The 26,399-nt window shown below is 62.1% G+C and carries 25 protein-coding genes; 18 read left to right on the forward strand and 7 right to left on the reverse strand.

Translation table 11 applies throughout. The annotated features are described in order from the left end of the window. Window positions 1–32: 32 nt before the first annotated feature. The 5 genes from paaN to paaK all read left to right on the forward strand — a co-directional run bounded on the left by paaN (window position 33) and on the right by paaK (window position 5,830). On the forward strand, window positions 33–1,733 hold the full coding sequence (gene paaN, locus AYM40_RS18245; protein ID WP_063497441.1) for a phenylacetic acid degradation protein PaaN: 1,701 nt from the start codon (window positions 33–35) through the stop codon (window positions 1,731–1,733). A gap of 126 nt (window positions 1,734–1,859) precedes the next feature. Beyond that, entirely contained in the window at window positions 1,860–3,062 is a 1,203-nt protein-coding gene (pcaF, locus tag AYM40_RS18250; protein WP_063497442.1) for a 3-oxoadipyl-CoA thiolase, read from the forward strand. 46 nt (window positions 3,063–3,108) lie between these two features. Continuing rightward, window positions 3,109–3,900, forward strand: coding sequence for a 2-(1,2-epoxy-1,2-dihydrophenyl)acetyl-CoA isomerase PaaG (gene paaG / locus AYM40_RS18255; RefSeq protein ID WP_063497443.1), 792 nt, complete (start codon window positions 3,109–3,111; stop codon window positions 3,898–3,900). Between the two features lies 1 nt (window position 3,901). Further along, window positions 3,902–4,363 (forward strand): hydroxyphenylacetyl-CoA thioesterase PaaI, encoded by a 462-nt coding sequence (paaI, locus tag AYM40_RS18260; RefSeq protein ID WP_063497444.1) that lies wholly within the window; start codon window positions 3,902–3,904, stop codon window positions 4,361–4,363. 162 nt (window positions 4,364–4,525) lie between these two features. Next, window positions 4,526–5,830, forward strand: a complete 1,305-nt coding sequence (paaK, locus tag AYM40_RS18265) for a phenylacetate--CoA ligase PaaK (RefSeq protein WP_063497445.1) — start codon at window positions 4,526–4,528, stop codon at window positions 5,828–5,830. A gap of 335 nt (window positions 5,831–6,165) precedes the next feature. Here paaK and AYM40_RS18270 read toward each other — a convergent pair whose 3' ends face one another. Next, the gene (locus tag AYM40_RS18270; protein ID WP_063497446.1) at window positions 6,166–7,290 is read right to left on the reverse strand and encodes a murein transglycosylase A; all 1,125 of its coding nucleotides are present in this window, start codon (window positions 7,288–7,290) and stop codon (window positions 6,166–6,168) included. A gap of 28 nt (window positions 7,291–7,318) precedes the next feature. On the opposite strand from AYM40_RS18270, the gene AYM40_RS41940 reads away from it, so the two are divergent. Continuing rightward, the gene (locus AYM40_RS41940) at window positions 7,319–7,480 is read left to right on the forward strand and encodes a hypothetical protein (RefSeq protein ID WP_181448382.1); all 162 of its coding nucleotides are present in this window, start codon (window positions 7,319–7,321) and stop codon (window positions 7,478–7,480) included. Between the two features lie 46 nt (window positions 7,481–7,526). Here AYM40_RS41940 and apaG read toward each other — a convergent pair whose 3' ends face one another. Beyond that, entirely contained in the window at window positions 7,527–7,901 is a 375-nt protein-coding gene (gene apaG, locus AYM40_RS18275; RefSeq protein WP_063497447.1) for a Co2+/Mg2+ efflux protein ApaG, read from the reverse strand. 275 nt (window positions 7,902–8,176) lie between these two features. Between apaG and rpe the strand changes: the two genes are divergently transcribed. The 8 genes from rpe to AYM40_RS18315 all read left to right on the forward strand — a co-directional run bounded on the left by rpe (window position 8,177) and on the right by AYM40_RS18315 (window position 15,607). Beyond that, on the forward strand, window positions 8,177–8,860 hold the full coding sequence (gene rpe, locus AYM40_RS18280) for a ribulose-phosphate 3-epimerase (RefSeq protein ID WP_063497448.1): 684 nt from the start codon (window positions 8,177–8,179) through the stop codon (window positions 8,858–8,860). Between the two features lie 41 nt (window positions 8,861–8,901). After that, the gene (locus tag AYM40_RS18285; RefSeq protein ID WP_063497449.1) at window positions 8,902–9,618 is read left to right on the forward strand and encodes a phosphoglycolate phosphatase; all 717 of its coding nucleotides are present in this window, start codon (window positions 8,902–8,904) and stop codon (window positions 9,616–9,618) included. Window positions 9,619–9,988: 370 nt separating this feature from the next. After that, window positions 9,989–11,482 (forward strand): anthranilate synthase component I, encoded by a 1,494-nt coding sequence (gene trpE / locus AYM40_RS18290; protein ID WP_063497450.1) that lies wholly within the window; start codon window positions 9,989–9,991, stop codon window positions 11,480–11,482. Window positions 11,483–11,495: 13 nt separating this feature from the next. Continuing rightward, window positions 11,496–12,083 (forward strand): aminodeoxychorismate/anthranilate synthase component II, encoded by a 588-nt coding sequence (locus AYM40_RS18295; RefSeq protein ID WP_063497451.1) that lies wholly within the window; start codon window positions 11,496–11,498, stop codon window positions 12,081–12,083. A 17-nt stretch (window positions 12,084–12,100) separates the two neighbouring features. Continuing rightward, window positions 12,101–13,132, forward strand: coding sequence for an anthranilate phosphoribosyltransferase (gene trpD, locus AYM40_RS18300; protein WP_063498097.1), 1,032 nt, complete (start codon window positions 12,101–12,103; stop codon window positions 13,130–13,132). An 18-nt stretch (window positions 13,133–13,150) separates the two neighbouring features. Continuing rightward, window positions 13,151–13,936 (forward strand): indole-3-glycerol phosphate synthase TrpC, encoded by a 786-nt coding sequence (gene trpC, locus AYM40_RS18305; RefSeq protein WP_063497452.1) that lies wholly within the window; start codon window positions 13,151–13,153, stop codon window positions 13,934–13,936. A 39-nt stretch (window positions 13,937–13,975) separates the two neighbouring features. Then, entirely contained in the window at window positions 13,976–14,602 is a 627-nt protein-coding gene (locus AYM40_RS18310) for a CYTH domain-containing protein (RefSeq protein ID WP_063497453.1), read from the forward strand. Between the two features lie 162 nt (window positions 14,603–14,764). Then, window positions 14,765–15,607, forward strand: a complete 843-nt coding sequence (locus AYM40_RS18315; RefSeq protein ID WP_063497454.1) for a uracil-DNA glycosylase — start codon at window positions 14,765–14,767, stop codon at window positions 15,605–15,607. Window positions 15,608–15,777: 170 nt separating this feature from the next. On the opposite strand, the gene AYM40_RS18320 is transcribed toward AYM40_RS18315, so the two are convergent. The 4 genes from AYM40_RS18320 to AYM40_RS18335 all read right to left on the reverse strand — a co-directional run bounded on the left by AYM40_RS18320 (window position 15,778) and on the right by AYM40_RS18335 (window position 20,435). After that, window positions 15,778–16,374, reverse strand: coding sequence for an FMN-dependent NADH-azoreductase (locus tag AYM40_RS18320; RefSeq protein WP_063497455.1), 597 nt, complete (start codon window positions 16,372–16,374; stop codon window positions 15,778–15,780). Between the two features lie 153 nt (window positions 16,375–16,527). After that, window positions 16,528–18,318 carry a M61 family metallopeptidase gene (locus AYM40_RS18325; RefSeq protein ID WP_063497456.1) on the reverse strand — a complete coding sequence of 597 codons (1,791 nt, stop codon included), beginning with the start codon at window positions 18,316–18,318 and terminating at the stop codon, window positions 16,528–16,530. 95 nt (window positions 18,319–18,413) lie between these two features. Next, window positions 18,414–19,139, reverse strand: coding sequence for a DsbC family protein (locus AYM40_RS18330; RefSeq protein ID WP_063498098.1), 726 nt, complete (start codon window positions 19,137–19,139; stop codon window positions 18,414–18,416). A 123-nt stretch (window positions 19,140–19,262) separates the two neighbouring features. Further along, entirely contained in the window at window positions 19,263–20,435 is a 1,173-nt protein-coding gene (locus tag AYM40_RS18335) for a UbiH/UbiF family hydroxylase (protein ID WP_063497457.1), read from the reverse strand. Between the two features lie 262 nt (window positions 20,436–20,697). On the opposite strand from AYM40_RS18335, the gene ychF reads away from it, so the two are divergent. Further along, window positions 20,698–21,792, forward strand: coding sequence for a redox-regulated ATPase YchF (gene ychF, locus AYM40_RS18340; RefSeq protein WP_063497458.1), 1,095 nt, complete (start codon window positions 20,698–20,700; stop codon window positions 21,790–21,792). A gap of 97 nt (window positions 21,793–21,889) precedes the next feature. Here ychF and AYM40_RS18345 read toward each other — a convergent pair whose 3' ends face one another. Then, window positions 21,890–22,867 carry a glycerophosphodiester phosphodiesterase family protein gene (locus tag AYM40_RS18345; RefSeq protein ID WP_063497459.1) on the reverse strand — a complete coding sequence of 326 codons (978 nt, stop codon included), beginning with the start codon at window positions 22,865–22,867 and terminating at the stop codon, window positions 21,890–21,892. 319 nt (window positions 22,868–23,186) lie between these two features. Here AYM40_RS18345 and ugpB point away from each other — a divergent pair, with 319 nt between their 5' ends. The 3 genes from ugpB (at window position 23,187) to ugpE (ending at window position 26,331) form a co-directional block, all read left to right on the forward strand. Beyond that, the gene (gene ugpB, locus AYM40_RS18350; RefSeq protein ID WP_063497460.1) at window positions 23,187–24,512 is read left to right on the forward strand and encodes a sn-glycerol-3-phosphate ABC transporter substrate-binding protein UgpB; all 1,326 of its coding nucleotides are present in this window, start codon (window positions 23,187–23,189) and stop codon (window positions 24,510–24,512) included. A gap of 92 nt (window positions 24,513–24,604) precedes the next feature. Continuing rightward, window positions 24,605–25,489 carry a sn-glycerol-3-phosphate ABC transporter permease UgpA gene (gene ugpA / locus AYM40_RS18355; RefSeq protein ID WP_063497461.1) on the forward strand — a complete coding sequence of 295 codons (885 nt, stop codon included), beginning with the start codon at window positions 24,605–24,607 and terminating at the stop codon, window positions 25,487–25,489. After that, window positions 25,486–26,331, forward strand: a complete 846-nt coding sequence (ugpE, locus tag AYM40_RS18360) for a sn-glycerol-3-phosphate ABC transporter permease UgpE (RefSeq protein WP_063497462.1) — start codon at window positions 25,486–25,488, stop codon at window positions 26,329–26,331. Before ugpA ends, ugpE begins: the two co-directional genes overlap by 4 nt. Window positions 26,332–26,399: the final 68 nt, after the last annotated feature.

Genomic DNA, 26,399 nt, shown 5'->3' on the forward strand with positions numbered 1-26,399 from the left:
CTTTTCCCAACGTACAGACAAGCCCCTCTGCCATGACACATCCGCTATTCACCAAGCACGAAGACACGCTGCAAAAGGCACTCACCGCGATTGAGACGCGCGGCTACTGGAGCCCGTTCGTCGAGATGCCCAGTCCGAAAGTGTACGGGGAAACAGCCAGCGCCGACGGCGAAACCGCATTCAAAGCGCACCTGAACAAGACGTTCGAACTCGACCAGCCGTCAACTGGGGAAACCGTCGGCGCTGAAGTCTCGCCGTTCGGGTTCCCGCTTGGCGTGCGCTATCCGAAAGCCGATCCCGATGCGCTGATCTCCGCCGCCGCCGCGGCACAGCGCGATTGGCGCAAAGCCGGCCCGCAGGCATGGATCGGCGTATGCCTCGAAATCCTCGCGCGCGTGAATCGCGCCAGCTTCGAAATCGGCTACAGCGTGATGCACACAACCGGTCAGGCATTCATGATGGCCTTCCAGGCCGGCGGCCCGCATGCGCAAGACCGTGCACTCGAAGCGGTCGTGTACGCATGGGATCAACTGCGCGGCATTCCCGCCGGTGCCCATTGGGAAAAGCCGCAAGGCAAAAATCCGCCGCTCGCGATGCACAAACGCTACACCGTCGTACCGCGCGGCACCGGTCTCGTGCTCGGCTGCTGCACCTTTCCGACGTGGAACGGCTATCCGGGCCTCTTCGCTGATCTGGCAACAGGCAACACGGTCATCGTCAAGCCGCATCCGGGCGCGATCCTGCCGCTCGCGCTGACCGTACGAATCGCGCGTGACGTGCTGCGCGAAGCCGGTTTCGATCCGAACATCGTCACGCTGCTGGCGACCGAACCGAACGATGGCCCGCTCGTCCAAGATCTGGCGCTGCGTCCGGAAATCAAATTGATCGACTTCACGGGTAGCACACAAAACGGCACCTGGCTTGAGCGCAATGCGCATCAGGCTCAGGTCTACACCGAAAAGGCCGGCGTCAACCAGATCGTGATCGACTCGGTGGACGACATCAAAGCCGCCGCTCGCAATATCGCCTTCTCACTCGCGCTGTACTCGGGCCAGATGTGCACCGCGCCGCAAAACATCTACGTACCGCGCGCCGGCATCCGCACCGCTGAAGGCACACTGGGTTTCGACGAAGTTGCTCAAGCTATCGCCGGCGCAGTGCAAAAACTGGTTGCAGACCCGGCGCGCGCCGTCGAACTGCTCGGCGCGATCCAGAACGAAGGCGTAACCCAACGTATCGACGAAGCCGTCAAGCTCGGCCGCGTTCTGGTAGAAAGCCAATCGCTCGAGCATCCAGCTTTTGCCGGCGCCCGCGTACGCACACCGCTCGTGCTCCAACTGGATGCTGCAACCGACCACGCGCAGTTCACCAAAGAATGGTTCGGCCCGATCTCGTTCGTGATCGCGACGGACTCTACAGCTCAGTCGCTCGACCTTGCTGGCGCGATCGCCGCCGAGCACGGCGCGCTGACGCTGTCGGTCTACAGCACGGATGAAGCTGTGCTCGACGAGGCGCACGAAGCATCGATCCGCGGTGGCGTAGCACTCTCGATCAATTTGACGGGCAGCGTTTTCGTCAATCAGTCCGCTGCTTTCTCCGACTTCCACGGCACGGGCGCAAACCCGGCAGCAAATGCCGCGCTGGCCGATGCGGCCTTTGTCGCGAACCGCTTCCGCGTCGTTCAAAGTCGAGTTCATGTTGAACCGAAAGCGGCACCGGCGGTAGCTGGCTGAATGGCGTAAGACAAAAGCACGGCTTTCGTCCTATGCCGTTTGGCCGAATGGACCGAGCCGTGCGCCCCAACTAACATGAGACATCGGTTCGGCATGTCCCGCCGAACCGTCCCAGTAGGAACCCACATGAACGACGCCTTCATTTGCGACGCGATTCGCACCCCAATCGGCCGTTACGGCGGCGCCCTGAAAGATGTCCGCGCCGATGACCTGGGTGCGGTGCCGATCAAAGCGCTGATCGAGCGCAATCCCGGTGTCGACTGGCGGGCAATTGACGACGTGATCTATGGCTGCGCCAATCAGGCCGGCGAAGACAACCGCAACGTCGCCCGCATGTCCGCATTGCTGGCCGGCTTGCCCACGGACACACCCGGCGCAACCATCAACCGCCTGTGCGGCTCGGGCATGGACGCGGTCGGCACCGCTGCTCGCGCCATCAAAGCGGGTGAAGCGCGGTTGATGATCGCTGGCGGGGTGGAAAGCATGACCCGCGCGCCGTTCGTGATGGGCAAGGCCACCAGTGCGTTCTCGCGGCAGGCCGACATTTACGACACGACCATCGGCTGGCGCTTCATCAATCCGCTAATGAAGCGCCAATATGGCGTCGATTCGATGCCGGAGACCGCGGAAAACGTCGCCGTCGAATTCAGCGTAAGCCGTGCGGATCAAGACGCCTTTGCGCTGTCGAGCCAGCAAAAAGCGGCCCGCGCGCAGCGCGATGGCACTTTGGCACAGGAAATCGTCGGCGTTGAAATTGCGCAGAAGAAAGGCGACCCCGTACGCGTGACGCTCGACGAGCATCCACGCGAAACGACGCTCGAAAGCCTGGGCAAGCTCAAGGGTGTGGTCCGCCCGGACGGCAGCGTGACCGCCGGCAATGCATCGGGCGTGAACGACGGCGCATGCGCACTGCTGCTCGCGAATCAGGCGGCTGCCGATCAATATGGATTGCGTCGCCGTGCACGTGTGGCGGGCATGGCGACGGCGGGCGTGGAGCCGCGCATCATGGGCATCGGCCCGGCGCCAGCCACGCAAAAGCTGTTGAAGCAACTGAACATGACATTCGAGCAATTCGACGTGATCGAGTTGAACGAAGCCTTCGCATCGCAAGGGCTTGCCGTCCTGCGCACACTCGGTCTGCGCGACGACGATCCGCGCGTCAATCCGAATGGCGGAGCGATCGCGCTCGGCCACCCGCTCGGCGCATCGGGCGCGCGCTTGATCACCACCGCGCTTTACCAGCTGGAGCGGATCAACGGCCGCTTTGCGCTTTGCACGATGTGTATCGGCGTAGGTCAAGGCATCGCCTTGGTGATCGAGCGGCTCTGACACCAACGCCGCGCCGCCGATCAAAGAGACTTTGAGGAGACACCCAATGTCATATGAAGCGATTCGCCTCGACATAGATACATCGAGTCGCGTAGCGACCATCACGCTGAACCGCCCTGACAAGCTCAACAGCTTTACGCGCGCGATGCACCAGGAATTGAGCACCGCACTCGACCAGGTCGAGGCGTCCAGCGCCCGTGCGCTCGTGCTGACCGGCGCGGGCCGCGGCTTCTGCGCGGGACAGGATCTCGCGGATCTCGACTTCACGCCGGGCGCGATGACCGATCTGGGCGCGCTGATCGACAAGCATTTCAATCCGCTGATTCGCCGCCTGCAAGCACTGTCATTGCCCGTGATTGCTGCGGTCAACGGCACGGCCGCAGGCGCCGGCGCCAATCTCGCGCTGGCTTGCGATCTGGTGCTTGCCGCCCGTTCGGCGAGTTTCATCCAGGCATTCGTGAAGATCGGTCTCGTACCGGACTCGGGCGGCACCTGGTTCCTGCCGCAACGCGTCGGCATGGCGCGCGCCTTGGGGCTCGCCATCACCGGCGACAAACTGAGCGCGGAGAAAGCCGAAAGCTGGGGCCTGATCTGGCAAACGGTTGATGACACAGAACTGGCCGTCGCGGCAAGCAAACTCGCAGCACAACTGGCGCAGCAACCCACGCGCGCCATCGCCGCAATCAAGCAGGCGATGCGCGCTGGCGTGACGCAAACCCTGGATCAGCAGCTCGATCTCGAGCGCGATCTGCAACGCGAACTCGGCGCTTCGCACGATTACGCGGAAGGTGTGCAAGCATTCGTGGAAAAACGCGCGCCGCGCTTCGAGGGTCGCTGATATGTCCGCACAGTCGAACCACCCGGCCCAAATGACACCCGACGAACTCGCTCGTGCAACCGCGGTCGCCATGTACGAAAACGACGCGTGCAGCCGGGCACTCGGACTCGAAATCGTAGAAGTGCGCCCAGGGTACGCGCGCCTGCGCATGGCCGTGCGCGACGACTTCCTGAACGGCCATCAAATTTGCCACGGCGGCCTGATTTTCACGCTCGCTGATTCGACCTTCGCTTTCGCCTGCAACACACACAACATCAACACCGTCGCAGCCGGCTGCTCGATCGAATTCCTGAGGCCGGTAAAAGGCGGCGACGTGTTGACGGCCGAAGCGTTTGAGCAAACGTTGAGCGGCCGCACCGGCATTTACGATATTCGCGTCACGAATCGCGCAGAAGAAACCGTGGCGATGTTTCGCGGCAAATCTGCACAGATCAAAGGCAACCTGATTCCTACAGGCGATTGAATAACAGATTGAACAGCAGAGTCGCGCCAAATTCGCAGCAGAGTCGCGGTACGTCCGCGACAACATTGGCAGCGCCCCCAGATATAGCAACGAGTCCCGGGTTTTTGCGCGCTAGCGCACCGCACCCCAGACCCAAGCATTGAGGCAGCAAGGAGACATTCGATGACCACCGCCCTTCCGCTCGATCCCATCGAGACAGCCAGCCGCGACGAACTCGCCGCGCTCCAACTCGAACGGCTCAAGTGGTCGCTGAACCACGCTTACGAGAATTCGCCGGTCTATCGGCAAAAATTCGATGAAGCCGGCGTCCACCCAAGCGAAGTGAAGACCCTCGCGGACCTGGCGCGTTTCCCATTCACCACCAAAAAGGATCTGCGCGACAACTACCCGTTTGGCATGTTCGCGGTGCCGCAAGAGCAGATTTCGCGGATCCACGCGTCGTCCGGTACGACGGGCAAGCCGACCGTCGTCGGCTACACGGCGCGCGATATCGATACGTGGGCGAATCTCGTCGCACGTTCGATCCGCGCCGCAGGAGCAAAGCGCGGCGACAAGGTTCACATCAGCTACGGCTATGGTTTGTTCACAGGCGGCCTGGGCGCACATTACGGCGCCGAGCGCGCGGGGCTGACGGTGATCCCGTTTGGCGGTGGTCAGACTGAAAAGCAGGTGCAACTGATTCAGGACTTCCGGCCCGACATCATCATGGTGACACCGAGCTATATGTTGTCGATCGCCGACGAACTCGAACGGCAGGGCGTCGATCCGGCGAATTGCTCGCTGCGCATCGGCATCTTCGGCGCGGAACCGTGGACCAACGACATGCGCCAGGCGATCGAAAAGCGCATGGGCATCGATGCTGTCGATATCTACGGCCTATCTGAAGTGATGGGACCTGGTGTCGCGTCGGAATGCGTCGAGACCAAAGACGGCCCAACCATCTGGGAAGACCATTTCTATCCCGAGATCATCGACCCCGAAACCGGCGAAGTGCTGCCGGACGGCGAACTCGGCGAACTGGTATTCACATCGTTGACCAAGGAAGCGCTGCCGATCGTCCGATACCGGACGCGCGATCTGACGCGTCTCTTGCCGGGCAGCGCGCGCACCATGCGCCGAATGGAAAAGATCACGGGGCGTTCGGACGACATGATGATCGTGCGCGGCGTCAACGTGTTCCCGACGCAGATTGAAGAACTGCTGCTCAAGCAGCACGCCCTCGCGCCTCACTATCAGATCGTGTTAACCAAGGAAGGGCCGCTTGATGTCCTGACGTTGAACGTCGAACCGTGCCCGGAGTCGGCACCGGATACTGCCGCGCTGACCACGGCGAAGCAGGCATTGACCTATGACATCAAGGCGCTGATCGGCGTCAGCGCGATCGTGAACGTGCTGGGTGTAAACGGCATCGAGCGTTCAGTGGGCAAGGCTCGACGGGTGGTGGACAAGCGGAAGTCGGAGCTTTAAGCGAAGCGCCAGATTGCCGAAGGTCGATGCTTGATAACGGCGCTGATCGGCGTCAGCGCCGTTATCAAAAGTGCTCGCCGTAAACAGGGCTGACAGCGCTGTCGACAAAGCACGCGAGTGTTGGACAAGCGGAAGCGGAGAGAGCCGACTCACGCGGCAGCGTCCGTATCTGGAAGTCGCGCCGCTGCCGGGTGTCGGGTGTCGGGTGTCGGGTGTCGGGTGTCGGGTGTCGGGTGCCAGACGCCAGACGCCAGACGCCAGACGCCAGGCAAATTAGACACGGCAGTTCTCAGGTTCTCAACCAGGAAATCCGCCGCCCGGCCCCCGCCAAACCCTCACGAATTCGGTAACAACAGCCACATCCGACCGCCCTGCTTCATCTTGCCGGCCAGATCGCCGGCATCGTCGCCAAGACCCCAAAAGTAGTCCGCGCGCACGCCGCCTTTGATCGCGGACCCCGTGTCCTGCGCAAAGACGAGGCGATTCATCGGAGAGTTCGTCAACGGACGCGTGGTCTGCAAGAACACCGGCGTACCCAGCGGAATCGAGGTCGGATCCACCGCGATCGACCGCTCCGGTGTCAACGGCACGCCCAGCGCGCCGATCGGGCCGTCCGCGCCACCGCTCGGTGCACTTTCGCCAGATGGCATCTCACGGAAAAACACGAAGCGCGGATTGGTATCGAGCAATGCGTCGACCCGCGTGGGATTCGCGCGCGCCCATGCCTTAATCCCCTGCATGGTTGCCTGTGCCGGCGTCAGTTCGCCGCGATCGAGCAACCACCGCCCGATCGATTTGTACGGTTGATTGTTCGTGCCGCCAAAGCCGACCCGCATCACGCTGCCGTCTTCCATCACAACGCGCCCGGACCCCTGCACTTGCAGGAAGAAGGCTTCGATCGGATCGTCGACCCACACGAGTTCGTTGCCGTTGAGCACGCCCGCACGCTCGAGTTGCGCACGCGCCGGCAGCGGAGCACCCGAGCGATAACCGGATGGCCAGCGGTACAGCGCCGTCTGATACACGCCGTGCCGCGTGCGCGAACCGCGCAGCAACGGCTCGTAGTAGCCGGTGACGAGGCCATCGAGGGTGCCGTCGTTGTTAGCTAACTGAAACGGCGTGAAATACGCCTCGAAAAACGCCCGCGCACTGGTAACGTCCAGATCGTCGATCTGCGAGGCCGCCGCGCATGCGCGGGCCCAGTTCGGTTGACGCGCAAGCCTCAGGCAGTTTTGCCGCAACGCCGCCGTTGCGCCGATCAGCGAATCGTCCTGCCACCCCGGCACCTGCTGCCAGGCTACCGCTGTGAGCCGCGTCGCGGCAATCTGCCCGGGTATGATCGCGGCACCCGTGGGCGGCGAAACCGAGGGTCGGACCGCGCCGCCGCCGCCGCAGGAAGCCAGCATCACCGCAACCGAAAGCGCGCCAAGCCATGCTCCGACCGTGCGGACAAAACGCATACAATGTTCGTTCTTGATGGAAACCGCCATGTCTGATCTGTTCGACGAATACCCGATGCTCATCTTCGCGCTGGAATCGCTCCTCGCGCTCTTCCTGCTGGTCTTTATCGTTGTATGGACGTCGTCCGGCAAGAAAAAAGCCGCGCGCGCCGCTACCAATGAACAGCAAAAGCAGCAAAAAAGCCAGTAAAGCTGCGCCGTAAAGCTTGTTAAAGACCGCGAGCCGCGCTCCCGGTTCAATGCAAAGTACGCGGCATACGCAGAATGAACTCGGGCACGGGTGCGTCAAAGCGCTCGCCGTCCTCCGCCACGCAGAAATACTCGCCGCGCATGGTGCCGACGGGCGTGGCGATCACCGCCCAACTCGTATATTCGAAGTGCTCGCCCGGTTTTAGCAGGGGCTGATGTCCGACCACGCCCAGGCCTTTTACTTCCTGCACGTTGTTGTCGCTGTCGGTAATCACCCAGTGACGCGCAATCAACTGCGCGGGCATCTGGCCGCTGTTACGGATAGTCAGCGTGTATGCAAACGCATACTGGCGGCGCTCCGGGTCCGACTCTTCGGGCAGATACTGCACCTGCGCCGAGACGCTGAATTCGTACTGGCTCATCCTGATTCCGGTCTGGTGAAACGAGCTAAAAAATCGCGGGAAGCCCCGAACGCCAATGGTTTGCGGGCGCATTAGCTAGGCGGCGCTTATGGTTTGGCATTCTGCTTGATGCGCGGCACGCCCGCAACCGGACAAATCCCTCTGGCCAAGGGCCGGTAAGACGTTTTGTCCCTTTTGCCGCGCTTGGTCGATGCCAGCCTCAAACCGCTTGCGAGCCGGGTCAGACGCGCACAAAACGGTAAAATGGCGTTTTCCCGCTTGCATCCGCCCCCGCCATGACGCAATTCCGTATTGCCCCCAGCATCCTGTCCGCCGATTTCGCCCGCCTCGGCGAAGAAGTCCGCAACGTTGTCGCCGCCGGCGCCGACTGGATTCACTTCGACGTGATGGACAACCACTACGTGCCGAACCTGACGATCGGCCCGCTCGTCTGCGAAGCGATCCGCCCGCACGTGGACGTGCCGATCGACGTGCACCTGATGGTGCGCCCCGTCGACCGCATCGTGCCGGACTTCGCCAAGGCCGGCGCGAACCTGATCAGCTTTCACCCGGAAGGCTCGGACCATATCGACCGCACGCTGTCGCTGATTCGCGACCACGGTTGCAAGGCCGGCCTCGTGTTCAACCCGGCCACATCGCTGAGCCATCTGGACTACGTGATGGACAAGATCGATCTGGTGCTGATCATGTCGGTGAATCCGGGCTTCGGCGGTCAATCGTTCATTCCTGAAGCGCTCGTCAAACTGCGCGAAGCGCGCAAGCGGATCGATGCCTACAAGGAAAAGACCGGTCGCGAGATTCATCTCGAAGTGGACGGTGGCGTGAAGGTCGACAACATCGCCGAAATCGCAGCGGCTGGCGCGGACACATTCGTGGCAGGCTCTGCGATCTTCGGCGCGCCGGACCACAAGGCGGTGATCGACAAGATGCGCGCCGCACTCGCCAATATCGAGCACTGATCGGACACCGATCGATCACCGGGATCCCGCACGCACCAAGCATGACGACTTCATACCCTGCCCCGGCCTTCACCGGCCCGCGCCTGCAAGCTGCGATCATCGATCTGGACGGCACGATGATCGATACAGTCGACGATTTCACCGCCGGCCTGAACGGCATGCTTGCGCAACTCGACGCTGCGGAAACATCGCGCGAGGAAGTGATCGGCTACATCGGCAAGGGCTCGGAGAATCTGATTCGCAATGTGCTGGCTCAGCGCTTCGAAACGGACCACGCACAGGACCGTTTCGACGAAGCGCTCGCGATCTATCAAGAGGAGTACGCCAAGATCAACGGCGTGCACACGCGGCTGTACCCCGAGGTCGAAGCCGGTCTCAGCGCCATGCGCGATGCCGGCCTCAAACTCGCCTGCGTCACTAACAAGCCGCACCGTTTCGCGGTCGAATTGCTGGAGCAATACGGGCTCAGCCAGTATTTCAGCGTCGTGCTCGGCGGCGATAGCCTGCCGAAAAAGAAGCCGGATCCGCTGCCGATGCTCACCGCCGCGGTGCAGCTAGGCGTCGCGCCGGAAACCGCGGTGGCCATCGGCGATTCGGAAAACGATGCGCTGGCAGGCCGCGCGGCGGGCATGGCCACGCTGACGCTGCCGTACGGCTACAACCACGGCCGATCTATACAAGAAATAAAATCCGATGGTATAGTTGCCACGCTGCTCGACGCCGCGAAGGCTATTGCAGCGCACCATTCCACGACTTGAAAAGTCCCTCATCCTCATGTTTCTGAATAAAAAACGGAGTCTGATTAGCATCGACCGGGGAGCCTGGCCCTGGCGTCGCTGGTCGCGCTAACCTCGTCTGAGGTACGCTGAAGCTCGTCTTCGGCAACCGTTTTTTACTTCGCTGCGCTCACGCGTTTTTTCCATCACCTTGTTTCGCTGCACTGGTTGATTTGGCGTTCGTGTACCCGCAAAGTACATGTATGCGCTGAAACCCCTTGCATGCGTCGATGGGAAACTCGCGCCGGTCGGTATCATCGTGTCGAAACGTCGAACGAACGCCTGACCGGCTGCGCAACGCCCCGCTTTGTCCGACGCATAGTGTCGTCTGACGTACGTACAGGATCGGAACATGACCGAACTCGAATTCCAGTCCCTCGCCAACGAGGGTTTCAACCGCATTCCGCTGATCGCCGAAGCGCTCGCCGACCTCGAAACGCCGCTCTCGCTGTACCTGAAGCTCGCGCAGAGCGAACGCAACGGCGCCAACTCGTTCCTGCTGGAATCGGTGGTGGGCGGCGAACGCTTTGGCCGCTATTCGTTCATCGGCCTGCCGGCGCGCACGCTGCTGCGCACCCGCAACGGCGTGTCGGAAGTGGTGCAGGACGGCAAAGTCGTCGAAACGCATGAGGGCGATCCGCTCGAGTTCATCCAGCAATTCCAGGGCCGCTTCAAAGTGGCGCAGCGCCCCGGTCTGCCGCGTTTCGCGGGCGGGCTCGCAGGCTACTTCGGCTATGACGCGGTGCGCTACATCGAGAAAAAGCTCGCGCACACCGCACCGAAAGACGATCTGAACTTGCCGGACATTCAGTTGCTGCTCACCGAAGAAGTCGCGGTGATCGACAACCTCGCGGGCAAGCTCTACCTGGTGGTGTACTCGGATCCGACGCAGCCCGAGGCATACACAAAAGCCAAGCAGCGTCTGCGTGAATTGCGTCAGCGTTTGCGCACGACCGTGCAACCGCCGGTCACATCGGCCAGCGTGCGCACCGACACCTACCGCGAGTTCGCCAAAGACGATTACCTGGCCGCCGTGCGCAAGGCGAAGGAATACATCGCCGCCGGCGAGTTGATGCAGGTGCAGGTCGGCCAGCGTCTGATCAAGCCTTACCGCGACAATCCGCTGTCGCTGTATCGCGCGCTGCGCTCGTTGAATCCGTCGCCGTACATGTACTACTACAACTTCGGCGACTTCCACGTGGTCGGCGCGTCGCCGGAAATTCTGGTGCGCCAGGAAAAGCGCGGCGAAGATCGCATCGTGACGATCCGGCCGCTCGCCGGCACGCGTCCGCGTGGCAACACGCCGGAACGCGACGCAGAACTCGCCACCGAACTGCTGAACGATCCGAAGGAAATCGCCGAACACGTCATGCTGATCGACCTCGCGCGTAACGACGTGGGCCGCATCGCCCAGATCGGCTCGGTGGTCGTCACCGACAAGATGGTGATCGAAAAGTACTCGCACGTGCAGCACATTGTGAGTTCGGTCGAAGGCAAGCTGAAGCCGGGCACCACCAATTTCGACGTGCTGCGCGCCACCTTCCCGGCCGGCACGCTATCCGGCGCGCCGAAGGTTCGCGCGATGGAATTGATCGACGAACTGGAACCGGTCAAGCGTGGCCTCTACGGCGGCGCCGTCGGCTATCTGTCGTTCACCGGCGAAATGGATCTCGCCATTACGATCCGCACCGGCGTGATCGCAAACGGCAATCTGTATGTGCAGGCGGCAGCGGGTGTAGTCGCGGATTCGGTGCCGGAATCCGAATGGCAAGAGACCGAGAACAAGGCGCGTGCTGTGCTGCGCGCCGCCGAGCAGGTTCAAGACGGCCTCGATAGCGACTTCTGACCGGAGATACACCATGCTGCTAATGATCGACAACTACGACTCGTTCACCTACAACCTGGTGCAGTACTTCGGCGAACTCGGCGAAGACGTACGCACTTATCGGAACGACGAAATCACGCTGGACGAAATCGCGAAGCTCAACCCGGAACGCATTTGCCTGTCGCCCGGCCCGAGCAACCCGCAACATGCCGGCATCACGCTCGACGTGCTGCGCGAGTTCGCCGGCAAGACGCCGATTCTCGGCGTCTGCCTCGGCCATCAGGCAATCGGTGAAGCATTCGGCGGCCGCGTGGTGCGCGCGCAAACCATCATGCACGGCAAGGTCAGCACGATCGAAACCGACTGCAAAGGTGTGTTCGCCGACCTGCCGAAGCATTTCGTCGTGACGCGTTATCACTCGCTCGCGATCGAACGCGAATCGCTGCCGGATTGCCTCGAAGTGTCCGCATGGACCGAAGACGGCGAAATCATGGGCGTGCGTCACAAGGAACTGGCCGTTGAAGGCGTGCAGTTCCATCCGGAATCGATCCTGTCGGAACACGGCCACGCCTTGCTCGAAAACTTCGTGAAACAGTCGAAGACAGCTCGCCGCACCGCTTGATGAAGAGAGACGAAATCATGTCGATTACGCCCCAGGAAGCGCTGCAACGCACGATCGAGCACCGCGAAATTTTCCACGACGAAATGCTGCATCTGATGCGGCTCATCATGCGCGGCGAACTGTCGCCCGTGATGTCGGCGGCGATCATCACCGGCTTGCGCGTCAAAAAAGAGACCATCGGCGAAATCACCGCTGCCGCTACGGTGATGCGTGAATTTGCCCGACACGTCGAGGTGCAGGACAACTCGAACTTCGTCGATATCGTCGGCACCGGCGGCGACGGCTCGCAAACCTTCAACATTTCCACTGCAAGCATGTTCGTTTCGGCTGCGGCGGGCGCCAAGGTCGCGAAGCATGGTGGCCGCAGCGTGTCGAGCAAGTCGGGCAGCGCGGACGTCCTTGAAGCACTCGGCGTGAATATCGATCTGCAGCCGGAACAGGTGGCGGCTTCGATTGCGGAAACCGGCATGGGCTTCATGTTCGCGCCGAACCATCATCCGGCGATGAAAAACATCGCGCCGGTGCGCCGCGAGCTCGGCGTGCGGACCATCTTCAATATTCTCGGGCCGCTGACCAATCCGGCCGGCGCACCGAATCAGCTGATGGGCGTATTCCACGCCGACCTCGTCGGCATTCAGGTGCGCGTGATGCAGCGCCTAGGCGCGAAACACGTGCTGGTGGTGTACGGTATGGACGGCATGGACGAAGTCTCGCTCGGCGCAGCCACGCAAGTCGGCGAACTGCGTGACGGCGAGGTGCACGAATACGAGATCCATCCCGAGGACTTCGGCATGCAGATGGTGTCGAACCGCACACTGAAAGTGGCCGACGCGGCCGAATCCAAACTGATGCTGCTCGAAGCGCTCGACAACAAGCCGGGCGTCGCGCGTGAAATCGTCACGCTGAACGCGGGCACGGCCCTCTATTCGGCGAACGTGGCGGCGTCGATTGCAGACGGCATCCAGTTGGCGCGCGAAGCGATCGCGAGCGGCAAGGCTCGCGCGAAGGTCGACGAACTGATCCGCTTCACCCAGCAATTCAAGCAGTAACTACGTAGCGAGATACTCATGAGCGACATCCTCGACCGCATCATCGCGGTCAAACGCGAAGAAGTGCGCGCGGCCGAACAGAGCGCGCCGCTCGAAGCACTGCGCCTCGAAGCTTCGTCGCGCGACATCCGCGATTTCGTCGGCGCCTTGCGCGCGAAACACGCGGCAGGTCTGGCCGCTGTCATTTCCGAAGTGAAGAAAGCGAGCCCGTCGAAAGGCGTGCTGCGCGAAAACTTCGTGCCGGCCGAGATTGCCCGTTCGTATGAAAAGCACGGTGCAGCCTGCTTGTCCGTCCTCACCGACGTGCAGTTCTTCCAGGGCAGCGTGGCGTATCTGCAGGAAGCGCGCGCCGCCTGCAGTCTGCCGGTGCTGCGCAAAGACTTCATCGTCGATCCGTACCAGATCGTCGAAGCCCGCGCGATGGGTGCAGACGCGATTCTGCTGATTGCCGCCGCTTTGGAAACCTCGCAGATGCAGGACCTGGAAGCGCTCGCGCATTCGCTGGGGCTCGCGGTGCTGGTCGAGGTGCACGACAGCAAAGAGCTGACGGAAGCGCTCACGCTGAAGACGCCCCTGATCGGTATCAACAACCGCAATCTGCGCACCTTCGAAACGTCGATCGAGACGACCATCGGCATGCTCGACTCGATTCCTGACGACCGTATCGTCGTTACGGAGTCGGGCATTCTGTCGCGTCAGGATGTCGAGCGTCTGCGGGCGATGGACGTGCATACGTTCCTCGTCGGCGAGGCATTCATGCGCGCAGAAGAGCCGGGCGTGGAACTTGCGCGGATGTTTTTCTAAACGCAGGTTCAACACGCAGGCTACGTAGCGGAGCAAGTCATGGGCATGGAACGTGAAATCAAGCTGACACTGCCGGTGAGCCAGGTGAGCGCGGCGACGCAGTGGTTCGTCGCGCGCACCGGCGACGAGGGCCGCCCGATCGAGTTGGCGAATATCTACTTCGACACGCCGAAACTGGCGCTGGCTAATTCGAAAAGCGCGCTGCGTCTGCGGCATACGCCGGACGGCTGGCTGCAAACCTTTAAGACAGTGGGCAACGCCAAGGATGGTCTGCACAGCCGGCACGAATGGGAAATGGCGGTGGCAGGCGAAAAACTCGAAATCGACGCACTGCTGCACGCATGCGACGAACCTGCTGCCGCTGAGGCCTTGCGCCAGGCGGCGCCGGAGTTGATCGAACTGTTCCGCACGAACTTCACGCGCACGCTGTGGAATGTCGAACTGGAAGGCTCGGAAGTCGAAGCCGCGATCGACCAGGGCGACGTTATTGCTGAGGTGAACGGCGAGGCGCGCCGCGCTCCGATTTCCGAAGTCGAACTTGAACTGAAAACCGGCGACGAAACGGCGCTTAATGTGCTGGCGAAAGAACTCGGCAAGCAGGTAGATGGGCTGGCTCCAGACAATATGAGCAAAGCTCAGCGCGGCTATCAATTGCGGGCGGGTTAGACCCTCGGCGTCTGCGACGCGTGGGTTTGTGTCGCTACGTTTGTTTCCGCATTTCTGTTCGCAATACAGCCAGCCCCGCCGCCGGTCGCACGCCAGCACAATGCGCGGTCTTGCGCCGCACAAACTTGAGCTAGTCGGCGTTTGCTGCGACACTTCCCCGCCATGACCTCAGCTTCCCGCACCCGCTCCAATCCGTCGCAAGCCTCGTTGTTCGGCGACGCGTCTGCCACGCCGGCCGTCGCAACAGCGCAGCCCCAGCAGACACCCGCAGCCGCCGGCGCACCACCGCCGACGCTCGAAGCCCAATTCGCCGCCCTGCCCCCGGCCTGGCGCGCACACCTTACGCCGTTCATCGAAAGCGACGCCTACGCGCCGCTGTGCCGTTTCGTCGACGGTGAGCGGGCGGCCGGCAAAACCGTCTATCCTGCCGACGTCTTCCGGGCTCTGCGCCTCACCAGTCCGGACGAAGTCAAAGTCGTGATCCTCGGCCAGGACCCGTATCACGGCGAAGACCGCGGCACGCCGCAAGCACACGGCCTGGCGTTTTCAGTGGCGCCGAACGTGCGCACGCCGCCGTCGCTGCGCAACATCTTCAAGGAAATCGCCGCGAGCCTCGGCCACGAGCCGCCGCGTCATGGCTGCCTCGACACATGGGCCCGACAGGGCGTGCTGCTGTTGAACACCGTGCTAACCGTCGAGCGCGATTCGGCCGCGAGTCACGCGAAACGCGGCTGGGAGAAATGCACCGACACGCTGATCCACGAACTGGCCATGCGCCACGACGGCCTCGTATTCATGCTGTGGGGCGCCCATGCGCAAGCCAAGCGCGCGCTGCTCGGCGGCAAGTCGCATTATGTGCTGGAGGCGCCGCACCCGTCGCCGCTGTCGGCGCATCGCGGCTTTCTCGGCTGTGGGCACTTTGCGTCGGCTAACGAATATCTCGTGAAGCACGGCCGTACGCCGATCGATTGGCGCTTGCCCGACGAAGCGCAGATGCTGGCGTAAGGCTAATCGCGCGAGACACGCCGACGCCGGGCAGCAACTGTAAACCGGGGGCCAAGGACCGCTAGTCCAGGATCACAGCCGCAAAAGCAAAACGCCACGGAACTCATATCCCGTGGCGTTTTTTCATCCCACCGCGCCGCGATCACGCGGCGCGAGATAAACCTCAAACTTTACGCAGCAGCGATCGCTTCACGCGCGCTAGCCAGCGCTGCATCTGCAGCGTCCGGGCCCATGTTCAGGCCTTCGGCGTAGATGAAGTTCACGTCGGTCATGCCGAGGAAGCCCAGGAAGCTCTTCAGATACGGCGTTTGGCTGTCGTTCGGGGTGCCTGCATACTTGCCGCCACGAGCCGAAACGACGAACACCTTCTTGCCCTTCACAAGACCTTCCGGACCATTCGCCGTGTACTGGAACGTGATACCGGCGCGTGCGATGAAGTCGAAGTACGTCTTCAGTTGCGACGAGATGCCGAAGTTGTACATCGGGGCGCCGATCACGACGACGTCGGCGGCTTGCAGTTCGGCGATCAGTGCTTCGCTGCGCGCAGACATCGCGGCTTGTTCCGGCGTGCGCTGGTCAGCCGGCGTGAAGAACGCGCCGAGGACGGCGTCGTCCAGATGCGGCAGCGGTTCAGCTTGCAGGTTACGGACGACGACTTGCGCGCCCGGATTCGATTGTTGCAGCTTTGCGGTCAGCTCGTTGACGAGCAGCGTCGAGTTTGCGCCTTGCGAGCGGGCTGCCGAGTTGATTTGCAGGATCGTGGTCATGGTTGACTCCAGTAGGGGCGCGCAGTGTTGCGCGAGTGGAGCCATTGTGGTTTTTTACTGCCCCGGGAAAAAGCCACCCGGCAGCGAAGGATTGTTGCACTGGTAGAACAATCCCCCGCTTTGAACCGCCGACTAGCACCGCCGAGATTACGATCAACTTGCGATCCAGCGCTCCCGCGCCTTGCGCGCGGCAGCCCGCTTGTCGCTCACGGCGAGCTTGTAGCGCGACACCTCAGGCCCGTCCAGCTTGACTTGCGCGGTACGCAGTTCGTCGCGGCGGAAGGCATGGACTTCGACTTTTGCACCCGGCAAATAGCGCGACAGCAGCGAATCAAGATTCGAGCCGGTTACGCGCAGACCGTCGAGCGCGATCAGCACGTCGCCCGCCGAGAGGCCGGCTTTTTGCGCGGCGCCGCCGTCGTGAACCGCCGCCAGTGTGCAATCCGCGCCGCCGCGCACGCGCGCGCCGAGCGACGGCTTGCCGTTCTTTTCCAATTCCGGCGCGAGCGTGACGCCGAACGGCACGAGCAGCGTCTCGAGGGGCAGATCGCCCGTGCCGTACACGGCTTCGGCGAACAATTCGCCCAGCTGCACGCCGGTCGCTTCGGCAAAAATCGCCTCGATCTCACCTTCTTCGACGCCGACGGGCTTGCCACGATAGAAGTCGCGCCCAAACCGCTGCCACAGCAGGCGCATCACGTCGTCGAGCGATTGGCGGTTATTGGTCTGCGCGCGAATCGTCAGATCGAACGCGAGCGCAACCAGCGAGCCCTTGGTGTAATAGCTGACAATCGCGTTCGGCGCGTTTTCATCCTGCCGATAGTATTTGACCCAGGCGTCGAACGAGCTTTCGGCCACCGTCTGCTTCAGACGGCCACTGCCCCGCAGCACGCCGCCAATCACCTTGCCGAGCATGCCGAAATACTCGTCTTGCGAGATCAGGCCGCTGCGCACGAGGATCAGGTCGTCGTAGTAAGAGGTGAAGCCTTCGAACAGCCACAGCAGCGGCGTGTAGTTTTCGACGCTCAAGTCGTACGGCGCAAACACGGCCGGCTTGATGCGCTTCACATTCCAGGTGTGAAAGTATTCGTGGCTGCACAGGCCGAGGTAGGTTCGGTAGCCCTCGGTGGCCGCGTCGCGGCCTACCACCGGCAGATCGCCGCGATTGCAGATCAGCGCGGTCGAGGCGCGATGTTCCAGTCCGCCATAACCATCGGTGACGGCCTGGGTCATGAACACGTAACGGTCCATGGGCGCCTTCTTCGACTTCGGCTCGAACAACGCGATCTGCGCTTCGCAGATGCGCTTCAGATCGGCGGACAGACGCGCCATATCAAGCCCGACCACGCGCCCCGCGACCACGATATCGTGTGGTACGCCGTGCGCCTTGAACGTCTCCAGCGCGAACTCACCCAACGTGACCGGGTGATCGATCAGCTCGTCATAGTTCTGCGCACGATACTCGCCGAAGCCGTAGCGCTTCGTGCCGCGCATCTCCGGTAGCGCGGTCGCGACACGCCAGTTGCGATGCGCCGCGCCTTCCGGCTTCTGGATATCGACCACACACTGTGCTTCCTCGTGACCGAGCGGCGACAGGAACACGCTGGTGCCGTTGAAAAAGCCCGTCGTCTCGTCAAGATGCGCCGCGCGCACCGACAGATCCCATGCATACACCTCGTAGCGCAGCGTTAGCGCGCCTTTGACCGGCGCTGCCTGCCACGTGTGCTTGTCGGTCTTTTCGACGCGCACCTTCCGCCCCGCGTCATTGGTGGCGCGCAGCGTGACGATGTTGCGGGCAAATTCGCGCACCATATAGCTGCCGGGAATCCACACCGGCAGCATGAAACGCTGGCCGGCCGGATCGGGATCGGCAACGGTCACGGTGACTTCGAACAGATGGGCGGCGGGTTGTTTGGGAACGATGGTGTAGCGGATCGGCTTCATCGGCGGCGATTAGGAAGTTTCTGGCGGAGCGGTTCAGGGCTTGATGTGAAAGGAGGCGCACTGCGCGCCTCCTTTCTTCGACTTGTGCTGCGTGCTCAGTGCACGGCGGACATTTCCTTGTCCAGACGGTCTGCCGGCACGGCGCCGGGCAGACGGCGGCCGTCGGCGAGGAACACGGTCGGCGTGCCGTCGACGTTCATCGCGTGGCCGAGCGCCAGGTTCTTGTCGATCGCGGCGGTGTCGCAGGTGGCGGCTGCGGTGGGCGCCTGATGATTCTGCATCCACGATTCCCACGCCTTCGCCCGGTCGGTCGAGCACCAGATCGATTTCGACTTGGCGGTCGAATCCGGCGACAGCACCGGGTACAGGAAGGTGTAAACCGTGACGTTATCGATCGACTTGAGCGTGGTTTCGAGTTGCTTGCAGTACGGGCAGTTCGGATCGGAGAACACGGCGATCTTGCGCGCGCCGTTGCCCTTCACAACCTTCACCGCGTTCGCGAACGGCAGGCTCGCGAAGTCGATGCGGTTGGTTTCCGCCAGACGCGCTTCGGTCAGATTCTTGCGGGTCTTTGCGTCGACCATGTCGCCGAGCATGAGGTAATCGCCGTTCGCATCGCTATAGATGATCTGCGTGCCGAGGTTCACTTCGTACAGCCCGGCAATTGGCGACTTGGTCACGCTCTTGATCGTCACGTCGGTCAGACGCGTTTGCAGCGTGGCTTTGAGCTTGTCGGTGGTTTGATCGGCCTGCGCGGAGCAGCCGATTGCCACGGCAGCGATCGCGAGCACGACTGCAGCGATGCGGAAGGATTTTTTCATGCTGAATTCCTGGAGTTCAATCGCGCGCATTGCGCGTTTTTGGGACGTTTGTGGTCTGACCAGAATGGCGTCCATCTGTTCATGATACCCGTCTCGCCGGCCCGGTATGCCGGCTGGGGCGCATTACCCCAGCGCGGCCGACACCAGCCAGCGCTTGATGAACGGCTGCGCGCCGACAAATGCCATACCGGTATTGCGCAATACCTTGGCAAACGGCCCGGGCGCCGAGAAGAGCTTTTGCAGGCCGTCGGTGGCGATCATCAGCGCGCGGATATCTTCGCGGCGGGCGCGCTCGTAGCGGCGCAGCAGCACCATGTCGCCGAAATCGCGGAACGCTTCCTTACCGGCGACCGTCTCGACGAGCGCCGCGACGTCGCGCAAACCGAGGTTCATGCCCTGGCCCGCCAACGGGTGAATCAGATGCGCGGCATCGCCGACCAGCGCGACGCGCGGCGCCACCAGTTTGTCGACGGTTTGCAGCGCGAGCGGGAAGCCTTGCGCGGGCGTCACGCACTCCAAAGCGCCGAACTGCTCGCCCGTCACGCGCTCGACTTCAGCCGCGAGTTGCGCCGGATCGAGTGCGAGCAGCTGCTCGGCGTGCTCGGTGCGCGCCGACCAGACCAGCGACACGTGGCCCGCCGGCATCGGCAGCAGCGCGATGATTTCGCCGTCCCTGAACCATTGGTAAGCGGTTTCGCCGTGCGGCTTGTCGGCCTTGAAATTCGCGACCACGCCGGTTTGCTTATAGTCGCGCCGGTTCATTTTCGAGCCGATCTGTGCGCGCACCCATGAATGCGCCCCGTCCGCACCGACCACCAGACCGGCCTCGAGCACATTGCCGTTGGCGAGACCGACGCTCGCGGCGTCGGCGGTAAAGTCGAGCGCCTGCGCGCGCGAGTCGATCGAGGCGAGATTCGGCTGGAAACGCAGCGCGGCATCCAGCGCGCGCTCGATCACCGACGACTCGACGATCCACGCCAGTTGCGGCACGGATGCCTGAAACGCGGAAAAATGGAGTTCGGCGTGTGCATCGCCGTAGACGCGCATGTCGTAGACGGGCCCGAGCTTTGACAGATCGAGTGCCTGCCAGACCCGCAACCGCTCCAGCAGAGCCTGCGAACTCGACGACAGCGCGTAGACCCGCGAGTCGAAGCTAGCGCCCGGCGGCAGCGCCGCGCAGGGTTGCGCGAGCAGCGCCACGCGCAGCCCGCCTTGCGTCAGCGCCAGCGCCGCGGTCTTGCCGACGAGCCCGCCGCCGATCACGGCGGCATCAAAGGTCTGGTGGTGTGCGTTCATCCGCGCATTATAGCCGCGGGGGTTGCGGGGGACGGATCGAGCCCCCGGCTTTACCGCCGGCAGATCAAGAACCCGATCCGAACGGGTTACAATTGCGCTTTCCGTGACAAAACTCGCCCAGAATCGTCGAGGCAACGCCCCGATCTGGTGTCTTGTCCCGCTCCGCTGCGCTTCCTCCGCCACGCCAAACGCGAAGGCTTTTCGAATCCTGCACACAGCGTCGAGCGCATCACGCAACTTACTGATTCACTGAAGGATTTCCATGAGCCTCAAATGCGGCATCGTCGGCTTGCCTAACGTCGGCAAGTCCACCCTGTTCAACGCGCTGACCAAGGCGGGCATTGCCGCCGAAAACTATCCGTTCTGCACGATCGAGCCGAACGTCGGCATCGTCGAAGTGCCGGACGCGCGCCTGAAGGCCCTCGCCGAAATCGTCAAGCCTGAGCGCATCCTGCCGGCGGTGGTGGAGTTCGTCGACATCGCCGGACTCGTGGCCGGTGCGAGCAAGGGCGAAGGTCTCGGCAACCAGTTCCTCGCGAACATCCGCGAAACCGATGCGATCACGCACGTGGTGCGCTGCTTCGAAGACGACAACGTGATCCACGTCGCGAACAAGGTCGATCCGCTGTCGGATATCGAAGTGATCAACACCGAGTTGGCGCTGGCCGACCTGGCTACGGTCGAAAAAGCGCTGTCGCGCTATTCAAAGGCCGCCAAGTCGGGGAACGACAAGGAAGCCATCAAGAACGCCGCGGTGCTGGAAAAAGTGCGTGCCCAGCTCGACCAGGCCAAGCCGGTCCGCGCGCTCGACCTGTCGGATGAGGAAAAGGCCACGCTCAAGCCGTTCTGCCTGATCACCGCCAAGCCGACCATGTACGTCGCCAACGTCAAGGACGACGGTTTCGAGAACAACCCGCACCTCGACGCAGTCACGAAGTTCGCAGCAGCCGAAGGCGCGCCGGTGGTCGCCGTGTGCGCGGCGATCGAAGCGGAAATCGCCGACCTCGAAGAAGCGGACATGGAAGTGTTCCTCGCCGACATGGGCATGGAAGAGCCGGGCCTGAACCGCGTGATTCGTGCGGGTTTCAAGCTGCTGGGTCTGCAAACCTACTTCACGGCCGGCGTGAAGGAAGTGCGCGCGTGGACCATCCATATCGGCGATACCGCGCCGCAGGCAGCGGGCGCGATCCACACCGACTTCGAGCGCGGCTTCATTCGCGCGCAGACGATCGGCTTCAACGACTTCATCACCTACAAGGGTGAGCAAGGTGCGAAGGAAGCCGGCAAGATGCGCGCGGAAGGCAAGGAATACGTCGTGCACGATGGCGACGTGATGAACTTCCTGTTCAACGTTTGAGGCTTCGCCTCGCCGTGAGGCGGCAATTGGCGACACGCTGAAAGCCGCAGCCGTATCTCCATAGAACAAATAGCCCGCTCGCTGCGGGCTATTTGTTCTACTGCGAAACCGCGGCTACATTTTGCGCTGAACACCTTAACGGCATGACCGTACCGAGCTTGATCGCGGCCATCTGCAATGGCGAATCCGCCAGCACCGAATCGATCCCCATACACGCCGCCGCCAGATAATCGGCCGCGCTATTCACCCCGATCGCGAGAATCCGCACGTCCGGGTTCCGCCTGAAGCAGGCTACCGTTGCAGGCGTCCACAGCGTCGCGGTCACTTCCGAACGACCCTCGCCCAACGTGAACTGCTCGACCACCGTCAGTGCCCGGTGCATCTCGAACGCGGTCGACGTGTGTTGCGCGGGAGCGTCCACACAGCCCTGGTTGAGCAGCACGCCCAACAAGCGTTGGCGCGTTGCGTCGCGCGATTCATAAAGCTGTGCCTGCGTATAAATGCCGAAGCTCTGCTGGTACTGCGCATCGGTCGAATAGATCGTGACGCGCGACCACGCATTCTCCTCGCTCAGCACCTGGGCCACCGCCTGAGCTTGCGGCTGCGCAGGTATTGCCTTCATATCCAGCACAACCGGCATGCTCGAGGGGATCGCACGCAGTGCTTCACGCAGGGTTGGAATGCCCACCGGCTGGGTGCGATACGGGTACGTGTCGCCACGACGGAAAGTCCAGCCTGCGTTCACGCGCGCAAGCTCTGCAGCGGTGTGCGCGGAAACCGGGCCTTTCGCGTCAGTCAGCGCCGACAGGTCGGCGGGACGATACAGGACAGGCACGCCGTCCTTGCTCAACTGGACGGAGAGCCACATGGCGTCGGCATGATGCGCGATCGACTGGCGAATCGCCTCGAGCGTGTTCTCGGGCGCGTCGCCCGTGCCGCCGCGATGGGCGACGATCTTCGGCAACGTAGCAACCGGCAGCGCGCCGCTGTCCGCCGCCACGCGCGTCAAGGGGCAACCGGCCAGCACAAGGCCCATTACCGCACCACACAGTGCAAATCGCATTGATCGAAGCATATGGAATCCTGATTGACGAACGTCATGATAGTGCGTGCCCAATTCAAGTACCGCCCGGGCACCCCTCTTCCCATCTCGATGTCAATCGAGACCACGCGCTCGCAGCGATGTTCGCCGGTCGAGGTTTTGCCTTGACCTCGCGCAAACCGGGGCCTTCAGACGCGGATTGTTTCCGTTTCGTGACAGCCGATGTTAAATTGCGGCATCCTGCGCCTGTCAAAAGTGGGCCGCCGCCCGGAAACCGACGCCGGACTGTCATCGAACACAAATAGAATCGCGCGATTCGCATTCGCGCCCGGTCGACAAAGGAGACAAATCGGTGAGTTGCAAACCGCTATTCCGTTCGCTTTCCGTCGCTGCCGTATTGAGCTTCGGCCTCAGCCAGGCCGCCCACGCCGCGACTGAAATCCAGTTCTGGCACGGCATGGAAGCCGCCCTCGGCGAGCGTTTGAACGACATCGCCAACGCGTTCAACGCGTCGCAAAGCGACTACAAGATCGTGCCGGTGTTCAAAGGCACTTACGACCAGACCCTCGCCGCCGGCATCGCCGCTTATCGCAGCGGCAATGCACCGGCCATTCTGCAGGTCTACGAAGTCGGCACCGCGACGATGATGCAGGCGAAGAAAGCCGTGATCCCGGTCTCGGAAGTGTTCAAGCAAGCCGGCGTACCGCTCGACGAAAAGGCCTTCGTGCCGACCATCGCCAGCTACTACAGCGACGCCAAAACCGGCGAACTGATCTCGATGCCTTTCAATAGCTCGACGCCGGTGTTGTACTACAACAAGGACGCTTTCAAGAAGGCCGGGCTCGATCCGAATCAGCCGCCGAAAACCTGGGCCGAATTGCAGGTGGACGCGCAAAAGCTGAAGGCGTCGGGCATGGCATGCGGCTATTCGTCAGGCTGGCAGAGCTGGATTCAACTCGAAAACTATAGCGCCTGGCATGGCGCGCCGTTCGCGTCGAAAAACAACGGTTTCGACGGCGCCGACGCGCAGCTGGAATTCAACAAGCCGCTGCAGGTCGCGCACATCCAGTTCCTGCAGAACATGCAGAAGGAAGGCACCTTCACTTACGTTGGCCGCAAGGACGAACCGGTGTCGAAGTTCTATAGCGGCGACTGCGGGATCATCACGAACTCGTCCGGCTCGCTCGCGACGATCAAGAAATACGCGAAGTTCAACTTCGGCACCGGCATGATGCCGTACGACGCCAGCGTGAAGGGCGCGCCGCAGAACGCGATCATCGGCGGGGCAAGCCTGTGGGTGCTGTCGGGTAAAGATCCGGCGGTGTACAAGGGCGTGGCGAAATTCCTGTCTTATCTATCGTCGGCGCCGGTTGCCGCGAAGTGGCATCAGGACACCGGCTATCTGCCGGTCACGACCGCCGCGTATCAACTGACGCAGCAGCAAGGTTTCTACGAGAAGAATCCGGGCAGCGATACCGCGATCAAGCAGATGCTCAACAAGCCGCCCCTGCCGTACACGAAGGGCTTGCGTCTGGGCAACATGCCGCAGATCCGCACCGTGATCGACGAAGAACTCGAACAGGTGTGGGCGGACAAGAAGACGCCGCAACAAGCGCTCGATTCTTCGGTGTCGCGTGGCGACGAGTTGCTGCGCCGCTTCGAGAAAGCCGCTAACTAAGCACTAACTAAGCACTAACTAAGCACTAGCCGGCAAGGTTTCGGTGCGCCCGCACCGAAACCCGTTGTTGCAGCAAAACCTGGGAAACTTCGATGGAAAAGCGCTCTAGCTTCGGCACCAGCGTCCTGCCCTACCTGCTCGTTGCACCGCAACTTCTGATCACACTGCTGTTCTTTCTGTGGCCGGCGGGTGAAGCGTTGTGGCAATCCACACAGAGCCAGGACGCGTTCGGCACGTCGAGCGAGTTTGTCGGCCTGGCCAATTTCAAGCAGTTATTCGCCGATCCGCTTTATCTGTCGTCGTTCAATACGACGCTGATTTTCTGCGCGCTCGTCGCCGTCTGCGGATTGGTGATTTCGCTCTTGCTGGCAGTCTGCGCGGATCGCGTGACCCGCGGCGCCAGGACTTATCAGACGCTACTGATCTGGCCGTATGCGGTCGCTCCGGCGATCGCCGCCGTGTTGTGGTCGTTCCTGTTCAACCCGAGCATCGGCCTCGTCACCTATGCACTCGCGAAGTACGGCATTGTGTGGAATCACGCGTTGAACGCGGGTCAGGCGATGTTTCTGGTCGTGCTGGCATCCGTATGGAAACAGGTCAGCTATAACTTTCTGTTCTTTTATGCCGGCTTGCAGGCCATTCCACGTTCGCTGATCGAAGCGGCGGCCATCGATGGCGCCGGTCCGGTGCGGCGTTTCTTCGGCATCGCGCTGCCGCTGCTCTCGCCGACCAGCTTTTTCCTGCTGGTGATCAACATCACGTACGCGTTCTTCGACACCTTCCCGGTGATCGACGCCGCCACCGGCGGCGGCCCCGCGCAATCGACCCGCACGCTGATCTACAAGATCTTCGCCGAAGGCTTCCAGGGGTTGGACATCGGCAGCTCGGGCGCGCAGTCCGTCATCCTGATGGTGATCGTCGTCGCGTTGACGGTCGTGCAATTCCGCTTTATCGAACGCAGGGTTCAATACTCATGATCGAGAACCGCCGCGGTTTCGACCTCTTCTGCCATGCGGTGCTGATTCTCGGCGTCGTGCTGGTGGTGTTTCCGGTGTACGTCGCATTTTGCGCGGCGACGATGAGCGAGCACGAGGTGTTCAGCGTGCCGCTGTCGCTGGTGCCGAGCACGCATCTGTTCGAAAACATCGCGACTGTCTGGTCGCATGGCAGCGGCAATGCGGCGGCGCCGTTCGGCCGCATGCTGTTCAATAGCCTCGTGATGGCGCTGGTGATTTCGATCGGCAAGATCGCCATCTCAATGATCTCCGCGTATGCGATCGTGTTTTTCCGCTTTCCGTTTCGCAATCTGTCATTCTGGCTGATCTTCATCACGCTGATGCTGCCGGTCGAAGTGCGGATATTTCCAACTGTGCAGGTCGTGTCGTCGATGCATCTGAGCAATACGTACAGCGGCCTGACCTTGCCGCTGATCGCATCGGCCACCGCCACCTTCCTGTTTCGCCAGTTCTTCATGACGCTGCCCGACGAACTGATGGAAGCGGCGCGTATCGACGGTGCCGGCGCAATGCGTTTCTTCTGGGACGTGGTGCTGCCGCTGTCGAAAACGAACATGGCGGCGTTGTTCGTCATCACGTTCATTTATGGCTGGAATCAGTACCTATGGCCGATCCTGATTACGAGCCAGCAATCGCTGACGACAGCCGTGGTCGGCATCAAAAGCATGATCGCATCCGGCGACACCGCAACCGAATGGCATCTCGTGATGACCGCCACGCTGCTCGCCATGCTGCCGCCGCTCGCCGTCGTGCTGACGATGCAGCGCTGGTTCGTGCGCGGGCTGGTGGACTCGGAGAAGTAACTCGCGCAGCTTCGGCGAGCTTCGACGCCGGACATGGAATCAAGAACACCGCGTTACGCGGCAAGCAA

Origin of the sequence: Paraburkholderia phytofirmans OLGA172 (genome assembly GCF_001634365.1) — a bacterium.
In the GTDB taxonomy this organism is placed as follows: Bacteria; Pseudomonadota; Gammaproteobacteria; order Burkholderiales; family Burkholderiaceae; genus Paraburkholderia.

What these genes read in the sequence shown, in the direction of transcription:
- AYM40_RS18330 (WP_063498098.1), bottom strand. Translation starts at nt 19,139, where the DNA reads ATGAAAAAATCCTTCCGCATCGCTGCAGTCGTGCTCGCGATCGCTGCC.
- trpD (WP_063498097.1), top strand. Translation starts at nt 12,101, where the DNA reads ATGTCGATTACGCCCCAGGAAGCGCTGCAACGCACGATCGAGCACCGC.
- paaK (WP_063497445.1), top strand. Translation starts at nt 4,526, where the DNA reads ATGACCACCGCCCTTCCGCTCGATCCCATCGAGACAGCCAGCCGCGAC.
- paaN (WP_063497441.1), top strand. Translation starts at nt 33, where the DNA reads ATGACACATCCGCTATTCACCAAGCACGAAGACACGCTGCAAAAGGCA.
- trpC (WP_063497452.1), top strand. Translation starts at nt 13,151, where the DNA reads ATGAGCGACATCCTCGACCGCATCATCGCGGTCAAACGCGAAGAAGTG.
- AYM40_RS18310 (WP_063497453.1), top strand. Translation starts at nt 13,976, where the DNA reads ATGGGCATGGAACGTGAAATCAAGCTGACACTGCCGGTGAGCCAGGTG.
- AYM40_RS18285 (WP_063497449.1), top strand. Translation starts at nt 8,902, where the DNA reads ATGACGACTTCATACCCTGCCCCGGCCTTCACCGGCCCGCGCCTGCAA.
- AYM40_RS18345 (WP_063497459.1), bottom strand. Translation starts at nt 22,867, where the DNA reads ATGCTTCGATCAATGCGATTTGCACTGTGTGGTGCGGTAATGGGCCTT.
- paaI (WP_063497444.1), top strand. Translation starts at nt 3,902, where the DNA reads ATGTCCGCACAGTCGAACCACCCGGCCCAAATGACACCCGACGAACTC.
- trpE (WP_063497450.1), top strand. Translation starts at nt 9,989, where the DNA reads ATGACCGAACTCGAATTCCAGTCCCTCGCCAACGAGGGTTTCAACCGC.
- ugpE (WP_063497462.1), top strand. Translation starts at nt 25,486, where the DNA reads ATGATCGAGAACCGCCGCGGTTTCGACCTCTTCTGCCATGCGGTGCTG.
- AYM40_RS18320 (WP_063497455.1), bottom strand. Translation starts at nt 16,374, where the DNA reads ATGACCACGATCCTGCAAATCAACTCGGCAGCCCGCTCGCAAGGCGCA.
- AYM40_RS18295 (WP_063497451.1), top strand. Translation starts at nt 11,496, where the DNA reads ATGCTGCTAATGATCGACAACTACGACTCGTTCACCTACAACCTGGTG.
- ugpA (WP_063497461.1), top strand. Translation starts at nt 24,605, where the DNA reads ATGGAAAAGCGCTCTAGCTTCGGCACCAGCGTCCTGCCCTACCTGCTC.
- paaG (WP_063497443.1), top strand. Translation starts at nt 3,109, where the DNA reads ATGTCATATGAAGCGATTCGCCTCGACATAGATACATCGAGTCGCGTA.
- AYM40_RS18315 (WP_063497454.1), top strand. Translation starts at nt 14,765, where the DNA reads ATGACCTCAGCTTCCCGCACCCGCTCCAATCCGTCGCAAGCCTCGTTG.
- ychF (WP_063497458.1), top strand. Translation starts at nt 20,698, where the DNA reads ATGAGCCTCAAATGCGGCATCGTCGGCTTGCCTAACGTCGGCAAGTCC.
- AYM40_RS18325 (WP_063497456.1), bottom strand. Translation starts at nt 18,318, where the DNA reads ATGAAGCCGATCCGCTACACCATCGTTCCCAAACAACCCGCCGCCCAT.
- AYM40_RS18335 (WP_063497457.1), bottom strand. Translation starts at nt 20,435, where the DNA reads ATGAACGCACACCACCAGACCTTTGATGCCGCCGTGATCGGCGGCGGG.
- pcaF (WP_063497442.1), top strand. Translation starts at nt 1,860, where the DNA reads ATGAACGACGCCTTCATTTGCGACGCGATTCGCACCCCAATCGGCCGT.
- AYM40_RS18270 (WP_063497446.1), bottom strand. Translation starts at nt 7,290, where the DNA reads ATGCGTTTTGTCCGCACGGTCGGAGCATGGCTTGGCGCGCTTTCGGTT.
- rpe (WP_063497448.1), top strand. Translation starts at nt 8,177, where the DNA reads ATGACGCAATTCCGTATTGCCCCCAGCATCCTGTCCGCCGATTTCGCC.
- AYM40_RS41940 (WP_181448382.1), top strand. Translation starts at nt 7,319, where the DNA reads ATGTCTGATCTGTTCGACGAATACCCGATGCTCATCTTCGCGCTGGAA.
- apaG (WP_063497447.1), bottom strand. Translation starts at nt 7,901, where the DNA reads ATGAGCCAGTACGAATTCAGCGTCTCGGCGCAGGTGCAGTATCTGCCC.